This window comes from Cytobacillus stercorigallinarum (assembly GCF_014836495.1).
GTDB lineage: Bacteria > Bacillota > Bacilli > Bacillales > Cytobacillaceae > Cytobacillus > Cytobacillus stercorigallinarum.
In genome coordinates, this window is the sequence record NZ_JACSQT010000003.1 from 45,799 (window position 1) to 61,385 (window position 15,587).

Here is a 15,587-nt window from a genome sequence, read left to right on the forward strand (position 1 = left end):
AACAAAACAGGGTTTCCTCCAATTAGGAAATCCTGCTGTTATTCATTTATTTCAATAATAAATCTTCACCAAACCATTTCTCGGAAATATCTGCCGCCGTACCATCCGCAATCATTTCATCTAATGCTGCTTGTAAATCTGCTAACAATTCTTCATTTCCTTTTTTCACACCAATACCATACTCTTCTGGTGCCAGTGATTCCTCAAGGACTTTAAAATTTTCATTTTCCTTTGTCATATAATAATCAATGACGATTTCATCAATGACTACTGCTTCGACGCGACCATTCTTCAAATCTGCTAACGCTAAAACATTATCAGAGAACTCTGTAACCTCTTTTACTTTTTCACTAATTTCATTTCCACTTAAGGCATCAGCAGCCGATGATAAGGATTGTAAGCCTACTACTTTTCCTTCTAAATCATTAATAGTTTCAATATTAGAATCTGCCTGGGTCACAACCACTTGTGCATTACTTAAATATGGCTTAGTAAATAAGACCTTCTCTTTTCTTTCATCTGTAATCGTATAACCATTCCATATGAGATCGATACGACCACTACTTAATTCAGACTCTTTTGTTTTCCAATCAATCGGTTGAAAGACAGGTGTTGCTCCCATTTTTTCTACTACCGCTTTTGCTAAATCAATGTCAAAACCGACAATCTCATTATTCTCATCCCGGAACCCCATTGGTGCAAACTTATCATCTATTCCGATAACGATTTCCTTTCCTTCTTCTGAACCTTTCTCCTCACTAGATGTTGTTGAGCCGCAAGCAGCTAGAAATCCGACTGCTAAAAGTGATAAAACAAAAAGCGTTAATTTTTTCCCCATGATTAAGCCCCCAATTTATAAATATACAAATACTTTAGTCTGCTAATATATTAGAGTGATAAAATAAATCTATCATATGAGTCAAATCTATGTCAATCATTATTTTAATATATGCAAATCAAGTGTATATTCTGATACTTCATAGTTACTTCAAAGTAACTATGTGTAACGAAAGTGCGTTCTTCACATTTGTTGTTTAACGATTTACGATAAGAATAGATTACAAAGTAGGAGTGATATTGAAATGGGTAAAAAAATTGCCGCTCTTGTAACAGATATGGTGGAAGAAATTGAGTTAACTGATCCGGCTGAGAAAATGAGAGAAGCTGGCCACACGGTGTCCATTGTAAATGCTGAAGTAGGAAAAGAAATCAGAGGAAAAAATGGCCAAACTTTCACTGTGGATAAAGGGCTTGATGAAGTAAGTCCAGAAGACTTTGACGCTTTGCTTATTCCTGGAGGGTTTTCCCCGGATTTATTAAGAATTAATCCTGACCACGCCACATTTGCCAAACATTTTATCGCAGAAGGCAAACCGGTATTCGCTATTTGTCATGGACCTCAATTTTTAATTGATACAGATTTATTAGAAGGAAAAAGGATGACGAGCTTCATTTCTGTTCGTAAAGACTTAATCAATGCTGGAGCACAATTTGTCGATGAAGAAGTAGTTGTTGATCAGCAACTTGTAACAAGTCGTACACCAGACGACTTACCTGCTTTTAATCGTGAGGCATTGAAATTATTAAATAATTAATAAGGCTAAAGCTTAGCTAACAATAAAAACCAGCTTAGGATTACTTCTCCTCAAAGCTGGTTTTTAAAATGCCTTCTTCTTGTAGCTGTTGGATGCGGTTCGTACCCCATTCATACATCATTTCTATGATAGGTAATAACGAATAACCTAATTCCGTCATAGAATACTCCACTTTCGGCGGCATCTCCGGATACACTTTTCTACTGATCATCCCGTCTTCTACTAACTCTTTTAATTGATTAGATAGCGTTTTATGCGATACACCATCAAAAAGTTTTTGGAGGCCATTAAAACGGTAAGGACCTTCTACACCTAAATGCCAAAGGATGACAACTTTGTACTTGCCACTTATCACTGATAAAGTGAACTCCTTCGCACAGTGGTAATAACCACTTTCTAGCTTTTCTTTTATATCTTCCCGAAGAGACTCACACATGATTATCTACCTCCATCTCACCTATCCATCCTTTAAGAGTTTATTTTAACATATCAAACCTTTTGTATATCTAATGGTATTTCTATCCCACCATCTACAGATTCTAAATAATGTATTTCTACTTCGTTTAGCGACTAATATTGCTGAAATTTGCCAACTAATTTTTATTGCTTTTACTTAAACCCTCTGATAAGATAACTTACGAACGTTCGTTAATCAGGGGTGAGTGAAATGAAAAGTGATGATATAAAGGAAGCAGCTTTGAAATATTTTACGATACATGGATATGAAGGTGCTTCCCTTTCCCAAATAGCAGAAGAAGTTGGCATGAAGAAACAATCATTATATGCTCATTTTCGCGGGAAAGATGATTTATTTCTTCAGGTGTTACATGATGCCAAAGAAACTGAACTACTAAGCAAATTACAATATTTTAGTAACCTTCGTAGCTCACAACCAGAAAAAGATTTATACGGATTTTTACAACTAATTGTTGATCTCTTTCAACAGAATGAGCAATTGAAGTTCTGGCTAAGAATGTCTTTCTTCCCACCTGCTCATCTTCAAAAAGAGGTTGACCTTGAAGTCATTGATATAGAAGAAAAAACGCAAGCCTTATTACAGGAAAAATTCCAGCAATGGATAAATGAAGGGCTATTGCATGCGGAACATCCACGCATACCTACACTTGCATTCTTTGGTGTTGTCGATAGCATCATGCTTGAGCTTGTCTATATGAGTGATACAAAACGATTACAAGAAAAACTAGAAGCCTCATGGAAAGTATTCTGGAGAGGCATCTCGATACGTTAAGAAAAAAGAGGTGTTTCAAATGGAACAAAAACCGTTAAAAGAACAAAAAACTGTCTTACTTATATTATTAAGCAATATTTTCATTGCCTTTTTAGGCATAGGACTCATTATTCCGGTCATGCCTTCATTTATGAATATTATGGACTTATCTGGAAGTACAATGGGCTATTTAGTTGCTGTCTTTGCTTTAGCTCAATTGATTACTTCCCCTTTTGCAGGTAGATTCGTTGACCGATTTGGCCGAAAAAAAATCATTACAATTGGGTTATTTCTATTCGCTATCAGTGAGTTGGTTTTTGGATTAGGTACTCATATTTCTGCCTTATATCTATCCAGAATTTTAGGCGGGATCAGTGCAGCTTTTATTATGCCTGGGGTAACAGCCTATGTAGCCGATATCACTACATTAAAAGATCGGCCAAAGGCAATGGGATACGTGTCAGCGGCCATTAGCACTGGATTCATTATAGGGCCAGGAATCGGTGGCTTTATCGCCGAGTATGGGATTCGCCTGCCTTTCTTCTTTGCAGCAGGTATTGCCTTCTTGGCATGTATTTTATCCATCTTTATATTAAAAGAACCACTTACAAAAGAGCAGATGAAAGAGCTTTCTGAAAATGCAAAGAAAACTAGCTTTATCGCAGACTTTAAACGCTCCTTCAATCCGTTATACTTTATTGCGTTTATCATCGTCTTTATCCTAGCTTTCGGTTTATCTGCCTATGAAACCGTATTTAGCTTATTCTCAGACCATAAATTTGGCTTTACACCACAAGATATTGCGATCATTATAACGGTCAGCTCAATATTCGGGGTCATCGTCCAAATCTTCTTATTCGGAAAAATGGTCGACAAAATTGGTGAGAAAAAAGTGATCCAGGTTTGTTTAATCATGGGGGTAGTCTTAGCATTTGCTTCAACAGTTATATCTGGATTCTGGATGGTGCTATTAGTGACGGCCTTCATCTTCTTAGCATTTGATTTACTACGTCCGGCACTTACCACATTCCTTTCCCGATCAGCTGGGAAAGAACAAGGCTTTGTCGCTGGAATGAACTCAACTTACACAAGTCTCGGTAATATTGCCGGACCAGCAGTTGCAGGCATTCTATTCGATGTCAATATCCATTACCCTTTCCTATTTGCAGGTGTTGTGATGCTGCTGGGTCTGGGGATAACGTATTTATGGCGTGAGAAAGAGTTTGTTGAAAGTACAGCGGAATAATTAAAAAGAGTCATCATGTGTACACCTCTCAGGAACACATATGACTCTTTTTTTCTATGTAACAAAAAGGGCGGATTCCTTATTTCCTTCTTCACATTGAATGAATATGATGCCTCTAATGAGTCTAATATCAGGGGCGGGTATAATGGAGACAATTTTTTACACGATGAGCACATTTGATAAACAACTGGGGGAATTCCTTGCTTCTTATGGTTTATATATTTATGCACTGTTATTTTTGTTTATATATTTAAAAACAGCATTCATCGTACTTACCTTTATTCCAGGTGATTCACTCGTCTTTGCAAGCGGCGCTCTTGCAGCAGTCGGTAATTTGAATATCGAAACCCTAGCCATCGTCTTTTTCCTTGCTACAATCTGTGGAGATAACCAAAACTTTTCGATTGGAAGATTAATCAAAGGCTGGAATAGTAAAAGATTAAAGCCATTTTTATTAAAAGAAACACAACTCCAACGAGCAGAGCAATTTATGAATCGTTACGGTAAGATATCTATTATCACTGCTAGATTTATTCCACTTATGCGTACAACTGTCCCGGTAGCATGTGCGATGATGAATTATTCTTATCGATCTTTCTTTAAACATAATGCCCTTGGCGGCTTTCTCTGGGTGTTTTTTTGGTTATTAGCTGGACTTTTATTGGGGCAAATGCCAATTGTAGAACAACACCTCGTTGCCTCACTTTTGGTCCTTTCACTTATCCCTTTTAGTATACCGGTCGTTTTCTTATTAATGAAAAGAAAAAACAGATCTAGGATTAAATCGAATACCTAGATCTGTTTTTGTTGGTGAAAAAAAATAATTGTCGCTCTTCAACGAAGGTTTTCATTTTCCTCAGCAAACCGCTTCAACCGCTCGCCTATTTCATCTCTTACACGGGTAAACATCTGCCACTTTTCCTCTTCCGTGCCGATTGCTTTGGCAGGATCATCAAATCCCCAATGTTCTCGTTTCACTTTTGAAGGCGTCATTGGACATTTATCAGCAGCATCGCCACATAAGGTGACAACCAAATCCGCTTGATTTAAGATGGCGTCATTTATCACATCCGATGTTTGCTTTGAGATATCTATCTCCGCTTCTTTCATCGCTTCTACCGCTTTTGGATTCAGTCCATGTGCTTCGATTCCTGCACTGTAAACTTGCCAGTCGTTACTTAAATAATGCTTTGCCCAACCTTCAGCCATTTGACTTCGGCAAGAATTCCCTGTACAAAGAAAATAAATGATCTTTTTCGTCATATAAACACTCCTTAATGAATAATCAATAACCATATATAGAGACCTAATAAGGTGATAAATAAGGTGGGAATCGTTAGGATGATACCAGTTTTAAAGTAGGTACCCCAAGAAATCTTCACCCCTTTACGCGATAACACATGTAACCATAATAAAGTAGCAAGTGACCCTATTGGCGTGATTTTAGGTCCAAGGTCAGAACCGATCACATTGGCATAAATCAAGGCATCTTTCATTACACCTGTTGCATTCGTATCAGCAATCGCTAACGCATCAATCATCACTGTCGGCATGTTATTCATGACCGAAGACAAAATGGCGGCAATAAAGCCCATGCCCATTGTTGCGGCAAACAATCCTTGATCAACGGTTATTTGAAGAACATCTGTTAACAAGCTCGTTAACCCGACATTCCGTAAACCATACACAACAACATACATCCCGACTGAGAAGAAAACAATATTCCACGGTGCGCCCTTCATGACGGTTTTTACATCAACCGCTTCACTTCTCCTGGAAATAATCAGAAAAACAAACGCTATAATACTAGCAATAATCGATACCGGCACACCAACAAACTCACTAGCAAAATAGCCAACTAGTAAGATCGCCAAAATCCACCATGAGAGTTTGAATAATCGTGGATCTTTTATCGCTACACGCGGCTCCCGCAATTGCGTACCATCATAACGACCGGGTATGCTTTTTCTAAAAAACAAATAGAGAACCAAAATACTTGCTGCAACAGAAAATAAATTCGGCACAATCATGACAGTGAAAAATTCCACAAATCCGATGCCAAAGAAATCAGCCGATACAATATTAACAAGATTACTAACGACAAGGGGTAATGACGCTGTGTCAGCGATAAAACCACTTGCAATAATAAACGGAAAGACCATTTTCTCATTAAAATTCAAGTTCCTTACCATCGAAAGAACAATTGGTGTCAAAATCAAGGCAGCCCCATCATTCGCAAACAGAGCCGATACAATCGCTCCAAGCAAAGTCACATAGACAAACATTTTTACACCATGTCCTTTTGCCGCTCTAGCCATATGCAAGGCAGACCATTCAAAGAAACCAATCTCATCTAAAATTAAAGAAATAATAATAATAGCGATAAATGTTAACGTTGCATTCCAGACAATTGATGTCACATCCAAAACATCTTGGAAATCTACTACACCAACTAGTAAAGCCAATATCGCTCCACCACAGGCTGACCAACCAATAGACAAACCTTTAGGTTGCCAGATGACTAAAATAAGTGTGATTAAAAAAATCACCGATGCCAAAACCACTGACGTTGTCATACAAATCCTCCTTAATCACACATAACGCGCAACCCTTGTTTTTCAAGACTTTCGAGTAACCCCTCTTGACTAGGAAGCTGATTTAATAAAGTACAGACGAAGGGAAAGTTCTCATATTGTTTATTCAAACCGTAATAAACCCATTGTCCTTTTCTCGATTCAATGATCAAACCAACATCACGTAACTTCCGTAAATGCTGACTAATAGCCGGCTGACTCATATCAAATAAATGAACTAGCTCACATACACAGCATTCCCTTGATTCAAGAATCTTCACCATCTTTAACCTTGTTTTATCGCCTAACAGCTTTAACACAAGCGCAACTTCCTCAATTGTACTTTTCATTTAGGTACTCCTTTATATATAAGTAAATGCTTATATCCTTATGCTATTTTATAGGTAAATGTTTGGTTAGGCAATCCCTTTTGTAAAAAACACATCAATTTTTTTTGATATATAGCTTGTTTTTCCAATTATAGTTAAAGTATACTGAAGTCACATCAAAAAAATTTGATAGGAAGTGCAATCTATTGAAACAATTTATTGAATATGAAAAACAATTTAAAGCATTAGCCGACCAAAAAAGGCTAGAAATTATGTATGAGTTATGCCAACGCGGACAGACATGCGTTTGTGATTTATCTGAGATTTTCTCCCTTCCGCAATCGAAATTATCCTATCATTTAAAGATTTTGCTCGAAGCTGGTTTAATTACAAAAGAGACAAAAGGAAAATGGAATTACTATGAATTAAATGAGCAATCCGTGAATCATCTCTTATCAGAAGAACTTTGTTGTATCTTTAGAAAGTCAAGTCATTCGTGTTGTAATTAAAAAAAGGAGGCATTTCAAATGAAATATGTGCATATCGGTATGAACGTAAGCAATTTAGAAGCATCCATTGCCTTTTATTCAAAAGTATTCGGTGTTTCTCCAATCAAGGTCAAACCCACTTACAGTAAGTTTTTACTAGAACAACCTGGACTCAACTTTACCCTTAATGTTAAAGACGAAGTAAACGGTAATCAAGTGAATCACTTTGGCTTCCAAGTAGAAACACAAGAAGAAATCGATCACCATAAACAACGATTAGAAAAAGAAGGATTCTTCGCACGTGAAGAACGCGATACCACTTGCTGCTACGCCCTGCAAGACAAGTTTTGGATCACTGATCCAGATGGGAATGAGTGGGAGTTTTTTTATACGAAGGCAGATCGTGGGGTTCAGAATGAGGAATGTTGTGTGAATAGATAAGGGATAATGTTTTTTTGTTCCGTAATTCTAAATGCTTGGTCTTCTTTATAGGTGAACGATAATTTTTTGAGAACTTCCTTAATCAGTTAAAATCCGAAATTTCAGCAATGATCACTCATCCGCTTGTTTGCATAGCCCCAACTAATTATTTTTTTCAAAGCTAGAGTTGCAAGTTACTTTTGAACTTCATAACCACCAATTTATAAAAAAGGAGGAATAAGCCCTGTTAAAGAAAAAATACTATAAAATATTTGTTCTATTGATTCTATTAAGTGTCATTATTTATATAGCGTATTATTATATAAATAATAATAGACTTGTTAGTGCAGTTTATTCTTTTAGGGGTGAAGGAACAGATTGGCTTGTAACATCTAAATATACATCTATTCATCAGAATAACTATAGGCATGAGGTAATAATAGAATATACTGGTGATGAAGCAAATGTGTTAGTTGATCGTTGGTTTTATAGGTCTCCACAATTCGGAACCGGTGGCGGTGAACAAACGCTTGATGAAAATAACCAGCTTAGTAAAAGAGATGAAGGGACATTCATGTTTACTCCAAATAAAATGCATACATTCGAAATAGAATGGAATGGCAAAAAAGAGAAGTTTGATATTAACTTATTAAAGAATGATTAATTTTTAGTACAAATCTATGCATGGTTGTTACTATAATTATTGCTTAAAAATTTTTAACCAAATAAAAAACCACCAAATATGTATTTGGTGGAGACGGAGGGAGTCGAACCCTCGTCCAAAGATATTGGCACTTAAGCTTCTACGAGTGTAGTCGATATATTCGTGTTTCGCTGCTCCTTATGCCTATCGACGGGCGTCCGGGCAGCTAGTCTGGTTGTTCTCTTCCTTCATCCTCAGACGGTGGAATCCGGCGTAGCCCACTTAATTTGAGTCCCTTACCCTACCACATGGGCGATGGAGGGAGGAACCGCTAAAGGCCTATTAGGCAGCTAAAGCGAAGTTGTTTTGTTGTTTGCCAGTTATAGGCTTTGACGTTTTAACGAGGACGATCCCCTCGACTCGCAACCTAAGCTCAAACTATCCCTGTCGAATCCGTAGCGTCCCCATTGTTTAGTAGCAGTTTTTAAAGCTGCTAGCTGTATTAGGTGCGCAACTGTTTCGTTGCAGCATACGGAATGCTCGATGAACTTTGAGCATAGATTGTGCACTTCTTTTTGAAGTGACAATTACTATTATAGCACAAACAAACAAAATATCAATTGTAAGCTTTTGGTATATTACATTTTTTGTCTTTCGCGGAAGGCACGCTCCACTTCTCGTTTCGCTTCTTTGCGTTTTAAGTCTTCGCGCTTGTCATATTTCTTTTTACCCTTTGCTAATCCAACTAAAACCTTTGCGAAACCATTTTTTAAATAGAGTTTTAATGGAACAAGGGCATAGCCGCTTTCTTTTGACTCACCAATTAGTTTGTTGATTTCTTTCCGGTGTAGTAAAAGCTTTCTCGTTCTTAATGGATCGTGGTTATGAATATTACCTTGCTCGTAAGGACTAATATGCATACCAATAATGAATAATTCATTATTAACAATTCGTGCATAAGCATCTTTTAGGTTCACACGTCCGTTACGAATAGATTTAATCTCTGTTCCTTGTAAAACAATACCCGCTTCATATGTTTCTTCGACCGTATAATCATGATAGGCTTTTTTATTTTGGGCGATTGTTTTCCCTGCACCTTTTGGCATCTCTTTCTCATCTCCCTTAAATCACAGCAGTTTTATTTATTTTAGCAAAAACAATGGGAAGAAGGAAGAAAGCCTTACAAAAAAGGCTTCCTCCATTAGATTATTAACGCTTCTTTTTTCGTTTAGCTTTCGGTGCATTCTCATAGAATTTGCGCTTTTTCTTTTTTTTACCATCTGGCTTACCAGGTTTTGCGCCTCGTTCTGGCGCCGCAGATTTCCTTGGTTTTCTTTCTGAACTGCCTGTTTTAAACACTTTTGTTTCTTGTCGGCGTTCTCTTCTAGGCGTACCTTTCATTCCGACAATCTCAAAGTCAATCGCACGTTCGTCTTTATTGACATTAATGACGCGAACGGTAATTTCATCACCAATGCGGAATACATTGCCTGTACGTTCGCCGATCATCGCCATTTGTCGTTCTTCATAGCGATAATAGTCATCGGTCATATAGCTGACATGGATTAAACCTTCTATCGTGTTTGGTAGTTCGACAAACATCCCAAAGTTCGTGACAGAGCTAATCATACCATCATATTCTTCGCCAATTTTATCAAGCATATATTCTGCCTTTTTCAATTCATCGGTTTCACGTTCGGCATCGACTGCTCTGCGCTCCATTTCAGAAGCATGATCCGCGATTTCAGGTAACATCGCATTCCATTTTTCTTGGGTGCGATCGTCTATCTTACCTTCGATCAAATACGTACGAATGAGACGGTGAACAATCGTATCTGGATATCGACGAATAGGTGAGGTGAAGTGTGTATAAAACTCTGTTGATAACCCAAAGTGACCCAAGCTTTCTGGATCATACTTCGCTTGTTGCATAGAACGAAGCATCATTGTTGAAATCACCATTTCCTCTGGTGTTCCTTGTACTTCTTCTATAATATCTTGTAATGCCCGTGGATGAACGGAGTTGGCTGTTCCTTTCACGATATAACCAAAGTTTGTAATAAACTCAAAGAATCTTCTGAGCTTATCTTCTTTCGGATCTTCGTGAATACGGTAGATGAACGGAACTTCCATCCAATGAAAATGCTCGGCAACCGTTTCATTCGCAGCTAACATAAATTCTTCAATGAGTCTTTCTGCTACTGAACGTTCGCGAATGACCACATCTTTTGGGTCACCCTCTTCATTTACTAACACTTTCGCTTCTTTAAAATCAAAATCAATGGCACCACGATGCATACGCTTTTTGCGAAGAATCGCAGCTAATTCTTCCATACGTTTAAACATCGGTACAAGTGGCTCATAGCGTTCAATTAATTGTTCATCATTGTCTTCTAAAATCTTATTCACGTCCGAATAAGTCATTCTTTCCGTTGTTTTGATGACGCTTTGGAAAATCTCATGATTGACCACTTCACCATCAGGCGTAATTTCCATCTCACATGAAAGCGTGAGACGATCTACTTTTGGATTCAATGAACAAATCCCATTCGATAGACGATGAGGAATCATTGGAATCACACGATCGACTAAGTACACACTTGTTGCTCGTTCCTCTGCTTCGACATCAATCGGTGATCCTTCAGTTACGTAATAAGATACATCAGCAATATGCACACCTAATTTATAATGACCATTATCAAGCTTCGTCACAGTAACAGCATCATCTAAATCTTTCGCATCTGCCCCATCAATCGTAACAATCGTTTCGCCTCTTAGGTCCCGGCGATTTTCAATTTCTTTTTCATCGATTTCATCAGGCGTTTCTTCTGCCTGCTTTAACACATCATCAGGGAATTCCATCGGTAAGCCATGTTTGTGAATAATGGAAAGAATATCAACACCTGGATCGTTTTTATGACCCAGAATTTCCATTACTTCACCTTCCGCACTCTTTCTTCCTTCAGGATAAGTAGTGAGTTTAACAACGACTTTATGTCCTTCTACTGCCCCTTTAGAAGCAGCTTTCGGGATAAAGATATCACTGGCAAACTTTTTATCATCTGGAATAACAAAGCCAAAATGCTTACTCTCAGTGTATGTACCAACGATTTGTTGCACACCACGTTCTAAAATGCGGACGATGGTTCCTTCTTTTCTTTGACCAGCGCTTTCTGCTGCTACACGTGCTAAAACAATATCACCGTGCATAGCATTATTTGTTTCATTAGGTGGAATAAATAAATCATCGAGTCCAGGTTCGTCTGGAATAACAAAGGCAAACCCCTTGGCATGGCCAGATAATTTCCCGCGCACAAGATTCATTTTTTCAGGTAATCCGTAGCGATTACTTCTTGTCCGCACAACTAAACCTTGTTCCTCCATAATAACTAATGTCTTGACAAAATCCTTGAATTGGGTGGAGTCTTCTATCCCAAAAGCCTCCTCCATTTCTTGTACTGTTAGCGGCTTGTACGCCTCGTCCTTCATATAATTTAATAGTTTATCGACCAGCTCTTTTTTGTGGTTATCCACGATTGACAACACTCCTCAAACTTCGATCTGACTTACACTTGCCAATCAAGCTGCTCTAAAAATTGATACACATCTTCATGCAGTTGATCTCTTTCCTTATCAAGTGTAATGACATGACCGGATTCTTCATACCATTTAATTTGTTTTTGATCATTTTCTACTTCATTGTATATAATATTCGCGCTTTCAGTATTAATCATATGATCTTCTCTTGATTGCACAACAAAAGTCGGAGAATAAATCATATCCACATTATGACGGACATCTGCAATTAAAGCTTGTAATGCCTTTAATGTGTTCATTGGTGTTTCTTTAAACTTAGCTACTTCTTCTTCGATTTGTTCAGGTGATTTTCCTTCTAGCTTCTTATATTGACGGGCATAATCAACGACGTTATCGTACATCACTTCTTCAGACTTAATATGCATAGGTGCACACATTGTTACAATACCCTTTACAGGTACAGTGTAACCTAATTTCAAGGAAAATACCCCACCAAGAGATAAGCCGGCAATCGCGATTTCTTCATGCCCCATTTCCTTTAGGTGTTGATAACCATTCATGACATCTTGCCACCAATCTTCTGGCCCCGTATGCACAAGTTCTTCCGGCGGGACACCATGACCTTTATATAATGGCGCATGACAAGTATAACCTTTCCCTTCTAGGAATCTTGCCATCATGCGAACATCTGCTGTATTGCCAGTAAACCCATGTAATAATAATACTGCTCGTTTACCGTTTCCAAATGTGAATGGTTTTGGTTGAACTACTTTCATTATGTAAACTTCCTTTCAATCAAACGTTTGTTTAACATTATTAGTTTTCCCTGTCATAGGCAAAATAAAAACCCGACCTTTCGTTGAGGCCAGGCATTGCATTGTTCGTCTCTATTTATAGAGCAAAATAAGAAACTGCGATTGTTAAAATAAAGAATAAAACAGCTAAAACAATCGTCAAACGATGTAAAATCAAATCTAAGCCGCGTGCTTTTTGTTTACCAAAAAGTTGCTCCGCTCCACCAGAAATCGCACCTGAAAGACCTGCACTTTTTCCTGATTGAAGTAAAACAACGGCAATTAAACCGATAGACACAATGACTAGCAATGTAATTAAAAGTGTATGCATAACAGTACCTCCAACTCGGTCATTTACGTACAATGATAATACTCAAATTTTAGCATATTTACTATGTCCAGACAAGTTAATCTATCGCGAAAAGTCAAGTTCATGCGCACATGCCTATGTACACTTCGGAAAGATATTTTTTATTTAAGCAGGTAACCATTTATTATATAATGATTTTAACTAAATGGAGGTGGAAAATGGACTTTATTTTAGATCATAAATGGGCTTTTTTAATCACCGCTGAAGTGATTTTCTGGCTATCTATACTTGCCTTCTTAATCCTCAGATATTGGTTCAAGTTGGATAAATGGAGCTTCTTATTTTTAGGCATTTTTCTCTTGAATGATATTTGGATTGCTACGATGGGTTATATGGATTATAGAAGGACGGGCGAGTTTTCTAGCTATCAAATCATTATTTTAATTGTTATTATCTATGCCTTTACTTACGGAAAATCCGACTTTAAAAAACTAGATCACTTTATTAAAAGAAAAGTCGCGCAATGGAAAGGCGAATCAGTTTCAATCGACAAGCCGGCAAAGCTCTCTGGTCGGGAGCATGCAGCGTTAGAGAGAAAACAATTCTTTCTCCACTTGCTTGTATTTGTTTTAGCTCATATTGTTTTGGCTCTATTCCTCGGACTTTCAGAAGAGGCCCGTTCTATTGATTCTATTACTGAGCTAGGGAACCAATGGTTTGCTGCAAACGACGCTGTCTTCCCGTTTACTCATTCCACGGCAAATAATATTAGTCGCATTTGGGCCATTATATTAGTTATTGATGGTATCATATCGCTTTCTTATACGCTATTTCCACGAAAAGCAAGCTAAAATTATTCTAATTGCTGAGTGGCTTTTCTTGTAGTCATAACTCTTAGACTTTTTGTTCTCACTTGTGCGCGCATATGAATTTTTTGCGCGCAATTCTTTTTCTTACCATACTTTCATTTGCAAACTATTCAGGGGCTTTCCGTCACTACTTGTACCAACGAAAAAAACAAACACCATTTACAAAAATGATGTTTGTTTATATAGTCATTTTATTTCATTATTTACTCAAGTTATAAAAAGATTTCAACCCATCATACACAGCTAAATCACCAAGCTCATCTTCAATGCGAAGTAGTTGGTTGTATTTTGCGATACGATCTGTACGGCTCATTGAACCTGTTTTGATTTGACCAGCATTTGTAGCAACAGCGATATCAGCGATTGTTGCGTCTTCTGATTCACCAGAACGGTGAGAAACAACTGCTGTGTATCCCGCACGTTTCGCCATTTCGATCGCTTCAAACGTTTCAGTTAATGTACCGATTTGGTTAACTTTAATAAGGATCGAGTTTCCTACGCCTTGTTCGATTCCTTCTGCTAGTTTTTTCGTGTTTGTAACGAATAGGTCATCACCTACTAGTTGAACTTTTCCACCGATACGTTCAGTTAGCAATTTGTGGCCTTTCCAATCGTTTTCATCTAAACCATCTTCAATAGAGATAATTGGGAATTCAGATACAAGCTCCTCATAGAAAGAAACCATTTCTTCTGAAGATAATCCAAGGCGACCTTCACCTGTTAAATCATATTTGCCTGTTTGTTTGTTAAAGAACTCAGATGAAGCAACGTCCATTGCAAGGTAAATATCTTTACCTGCTTCGTAACCCGCATTGCTAATCGCTTCGATGATAACTTCTAGCGCTTCACGGTTTGACCCAAGGTTTGGAGCGAAGCCACCTTCGTCACCTACTGCCGTGTTTAAGCCTTTAGATGAAAGAACTTTTTTTAATGAATGGAAAACTTCAGCACCCATACGGATCGCTTCTTTGAAAGAAGGAGCGCCAACAGGCATAATCATGAATTCTTGGAAATCAACATTGTTATCCGCATGAGAACCACCGTTAATGATGTTCATCATTGGTGTTGGTAATTGTTTTGCATTGAAACCACCAAGATAGCGGTATAGTGGTAAACCAACAGACTCTGCTGCTGCATGGGCACAAGCCATAGATACACCAAGAATCGCGTTAGCACCTAATTTGCCTTTATTTTCTGTGCCATCAAGGGCGATCATTGTACGGTCAATCCCTGCTTGATCCGTTACGTCAAAACCGATAATTGCTTCAGAAATTAAGTTATTCACATTATCTACTGCTTTTTGAACACCTTTACCTAAATAACGATCCTTGTCTCCGTCACGAAGCTCAACTGCTTCATATTCACCAGTTGATGCACCAGATGGTACAATCGCACGGCCGAAAAAACCAGACTCTGTTAATACTTCTACTTCTACTGTTGGATTTCCACGTGAATCTAATACTTCACGAGCATATACATGTTGGATAAATGGCATGATAATCTCTCCTTTTTCATTGGCTGTCATCTTGTCAAACTTCATTTATATGTAAGGCAC

18 protein-coding genes and 1 other RNA gene are annotated in these 15,587 nt (G+C 37.9%); 8 read left to right on the forward strand and 11 right to left on the reverse strand.

The window, feature by feature from the left end:
* Positions 1–46: 46 nt before the first annotated feature.
* Positions 47–838 carry an amino acid ABC transporter substrate-binding protein gene (locus H9655_RS08110; RefSeq protein ID WP_191812786.1) on the reverse strand — a complete coding sequence of 264 codons (792 nt, stop codon included), beginning with the start codon at positions 836–838 and terminating at the stop codon, positions 47–49.
* 244 nt (positions 839–1,082) lie between these two features.
* Between H9655_RS08110 and H9655_RS08115 the strand changes: the two genes are divergently transcribed.
* Positions 1,083–1,595, forward strand: coding sequence for a type 1 glutamine amidotransferase domain-containing protein (locus tag H9655_RS08115; RefSeq protein ID WP_191812788.1), 513 nt, complete (start codon positions 1,083–1,085; stop codon positions 1,593–1,595).
* A gap of 40 nt (positions 1,596–1,635) precedes the next feature.
* Here H9655_RS08115 and H9655_RS08120 read toward each other — a convergent pair whose 3' ends face one another.
* The gene (locus tag H9655_RS08120) at positions 1,636–2,031 is read right to left on the reverse strand and encodes a winged helix-turn-helix transcriptional regulator (protein ID WP_191812790.1); all 396 of its coding nucleotides are present in this window, start codon (positions 2,029–2,031) and stop codon (positions 1,636–1,638) included.
* Positions 2,032–2,262: 231 nt separating this feature from the next.
* Between H9655_RS08120 and H9655_RS08125 the strand changes: the two genes are divergently transcribed.
* The 3 genes from H9655_RS08125 (at position 2,263) to H9655_RS08135 (ending at position 4,865) form a co-directional block, all read left to right on the forward strand.
* Complete coding sequence (locus tag H9655_RS08125; RefSeq protein WP_191812792.1) at positions 2,263–2,844, forward strand: TetR/AcrR family transcriptional regulator; 582 nt, start codon at positions 2,263–2,265, stop codon at positions 2,842–2,844.
* A gap of 19 nt (positions 2,845–2,863) precedes the next feature.
* Complete coding sequence (locus H9655_RS08130) at positions 2,864–4,069, forward strand: MFS transporter (RefSeq protein WP_191812796.1); 1,206 nt, start codon at positions 2,864–2,866, stop codon at positions 4,067–4,069.
* Between the two features lie 145 nt (positions 4,070–4,214).
* Positions 4,215–4,865: a DedA family protein gene (locus tag H9655_RS08135; RefSeq protein WP_191812798.1), complete on the forward strand. Its 651-nt coding sequence runs from the start codon at positions 4,215–4,217 to the stop codon at positions 4,863–4,865.
* 38 nt (positions 4,866–4,903) lie between these two features.
* Here the strand turns inward: H9655_RS08135 and arsC are convergent, their stop codons facing one another.
* From arsC to H9655_RS08150, 3 genes are read right to left on the reverse strand one after another with little or no spacing between them, the layout of a single operon-like run.
* Positions 4,904–5,332: an arsenate reductase (thioredoxin) gene (arsC, locus tag H9655_RS08140; protein ID WP_191812800.1), complete on the reverse strand. Its 429-nt coding sequence runs from the start codon at positions 5,330–5,332 to the stop codon at positions 4,904–4,906.
* Positions 5,333–5,343: 11 nt separating this feature from the next.
* Positions 5,344–6,645: an arsenic transporter gene (locus tag H9655_RS08145; RefSeq protein WP_225230510.1), complete on the reverse strand. Its 1,302-nt coding sequence runs from the start codon at positions 6,643–6,645 to the stop codon at positions 5,344–5,346.
* Positions 6,646–6,656: 11 nt separating this feature from the next.
* Positions 6,657–6,992, reverse strand: a complete 336-nt coding sequence (locus tag H9655_RS08150) for an ArsR/SmtB family transcription factor (RefSeq protein WP_191812803.1) — start codon at positions 6,990–6,992, stop codon at positions 6,657–6,659.
* Between the two features lie 185 nt (positions 6,993–7,177).
* Here H9655_RS08150 and H9655_RS08155 point away from each other — a divergent pair, with 185 nt between their 5' ends.
* The 3 genes from H9655_RS08155 to H9655_RS08165 all read left to right on the forward strand — a co-directional run bounded on the left by H9655_RS08155 (position 7,178) and on the right by H9655_RS08165 (position 8,543).
* On the forward strand, positions 7,178–7,480 hold the full coding sequence (locus H9655_RS08155; protein ID WP_191812805.1) for an ArsR/SmtB family transcription factor: 303 nt from the start codon (positions 7,178–7,180) through the stop codon (positions 7,478–7,480).
* Between the two features lie 18 nt (positions 7,481–7,498).
* On the forward strand, positions 7,499–7,900 hold the full coding sequence (locus H9655_RS08160) for an ArsI/CadI family heavy metal resistance metalloenzyme (protein WP_191812807.1): 402 nt from the start codon (positions 7,499–7,501) through the stop codon (positions 7,898–7,900).
* 259 nt (positions 7,901–8,159) lie between these two features.
* A complete protein-coding gene (locus H9655_RS08165) occupies positions 8,160–8,543 on the forward strand; it encodes a hypothetical protein (RefSeq protein WP_191812809.1) in 384 nt (127 codons plus the stop codon).
* A gap of 85 nt (positions 8,544–8,628) precedes the next feature.
* Here H9655_RS08165 and ssrA read toward each other — a convergent pair.
* From ssrA to secG, 5 genes are all read right to left on the reverse strand, one after another.
* Positions 8,629–8,988: a transfer-messenger RNA gene (gene ssrA / locus H9655_RS08170) on the reverse strand.
* Between the two features lie 172 nt (positions 8,989–9,160).
* On the reverse strand, positions 9,161–9,628 hold the full coding sequence (gene smpB / locus H9655_RS08175; RefSeq protein WP_095371914.1) for an SsrA-binding protein SmpB: 468 nt from the start codon (positions 9,626–9,628) through the stop codon (positions 9,161–9,163).
* A 103-nt stretch (positions 9,629–9,731) separates the two neighbouring features.
* Entirely contained in the window at positions 9,732–12,011 is a 2,280-nt protein-coding gene (gene rnr / locus H9655_RS08180) for a ribonuclease R (protein ID WP_404826085.1), read from the reverse strand.
* Positions 12,012–12,088: 77 nt separating this feature from the next.
* Positions 12,089–12,835: an alpha/beta hydrolase gene (locus H9655_RS08185; protein ID WP_191812813.1), complete on the reverse strand. Its 747-nt coding sequence runs from the start codon at positions 12,833–12,835 to the stop codon at positions 12,089–12,091.
* Positions 12,836–12,950: 115 nt separating this feature from the next.
* Positions 12,951–13,184, reverse strand: coding sequence for a preprotein translocase subunit SecG (gene secG, locus H9655_RS08190; RefSeq protein WP_095371911.1), 234 nt, complete (start codon positions 13,182–13,184; stop codon positions 12,951–12,953).
* Between the two features lie 197 nt (positions 13,185–13,381).
* Here secG and H9655_RS08195 point away from each other — a divergent pair, with 197 nt between their 5' ends.
* Positions 13,382–14,014: a hypothetical protein gene (locus tag H9655_RS08195; protein WP_191812815.1), complete on the forward strand. Its 633-nt coding sequence runs from the start codon at positions 13,382–13,384 to the stop codon at positions 14,012–14,014.
* Positions 14,015–14,231: 217 nt separating this feature from the next.
* Here H9655_RS08195 and eno read toward each other — a convergent pair whose 3' ends face one another.
* Entirely contained in the window at positions 14,232–15,527 is a 1,296-nt protein-coding gene (gene eno / locus H9655_RS08200; RefSeq protein ID WP_191812818.1) for a phosphopyruvate hydratase, read from the reverse strand.
* Positions 15,528–15,587 lie beyond the last annotated feature (60 nt).

What these genes read in the sequence shown, in the direction of transcription:
- H9655_RS08110 (WP_191812786.1), bottom strand. Translation starts at nt 838, where the DNA reads ATGGGGAAAAAATTAACGCTTTTTGTTTTATCACTTTTAGCAGTCGGA.
- H9655_RS08115 (WP_191812788.1), top strand. Translation starts at nt 1,083, where the DNA reads ATGGGTAAAAAAATTGCCGCTCTTGTAACAGATATGGTGGAAGAAATT.
- H9655_RS08120 (WP_191812790.1), bottom strand. Translation starts at nt 2,031, where the DNA reads ATGTGTGAGTCTCTTCGGGAAGATATAAAAGAAAAGCTAGAAAGTGGT.
- H9655_RS08125 (WP_191812792.1), top strand. Translation starts at nt 2,263, where the DNA reads ATGAAAAGTGATGATATAAAGGAAGCAGCTTTGAAATATTTTACGATA.
- H9655_RS08130 (WP_191812796.1), top strand. Translation starts at nt 2,864, where the DNA reads ATGGAACAAAAACCGTTAAAAGAACAAAAAACTGTCTTACTTATATTA.
- H9655_RS08135 (WP_191812798.1), top strand. Translation starts at nt 4,215, where the DNA reads ATGGAGACAATTTTTTACACGATGAGCACATTTGATAAACAACTGGGG.
- arsC (WP_191812800.1), bottom strand. Translation starts at nt 5,332, where the DNA reads ATGACGAAAAAGATCATTTATTTTCTTTGTACAGGGAATTCTTGCCGA.
- H9655_RS08145 (WP_225230510.1), bottom strand. Translation starts at nt 6,645, where the DNA reads ATGACAACGTCAGTGGTTTTGGCATCGGTGATTTTTTTAATCACACTT.
- H9655_RS08150 (WP_191812803.1), bottom strand. Translation starts at nt 6,992, where the DNA reads ATGAAAAGTACAATTGAGGAAGTTGCGCTTGTGTTAAAGCTGTTAGGC.
- H9655_RS08160 (WP_191812807.1), top strand. Translation starts at nt 7,499, where the DNA reads ATGAAATATGTGCATATCGGTATGAACGTAAGCAATTTAGAAGCATCC.
- smpB (WP_095371914.1), bottom strand. Translation starts at nt 9,628, where the DNA reads ATGCCAAAAGGTGCAGGGAAAACAATCGCCCAAAATAAAAAAGCCTAT.
- rnr (WP_404826085.1), bottom strand. Translation starts at nt 12,011, where the DNA reads ATGAAGGACGAGGCGTACAAGCCGCTAACAGTACAAGAAATGGAGGAG.
- H9655_RS08185 (WP_191812813.1), bottom strand. Translation starts at nt 12,835, where the DNA reads ATGAAAGTAGTTCAACCAAAACCATTCACATTTGGAAACGGTAAACGA.
- secG (WP_095371911.1), bottom strand. Translation starts at nt 13,184, where the DNA reads ATGCATACACTTTTAATTACATTGCTAGTCATTGTGTCTATCGGTTTA.
- H9655_RS08195 (WP_191812815.1), top strand. Translation starts at nt 13,382, where the DNA reads ATGGACTTTATTTTAGATCATAAATGGGCTTTTTTAATCACCGCTGAA.
- eno (WP_191812818.1), bottom strand. Translation starts at nt 15,527, where the DNA reads ATGCCATTTATCCAACATGTATATGCTCGTGAAGTATTAGATTCACGT.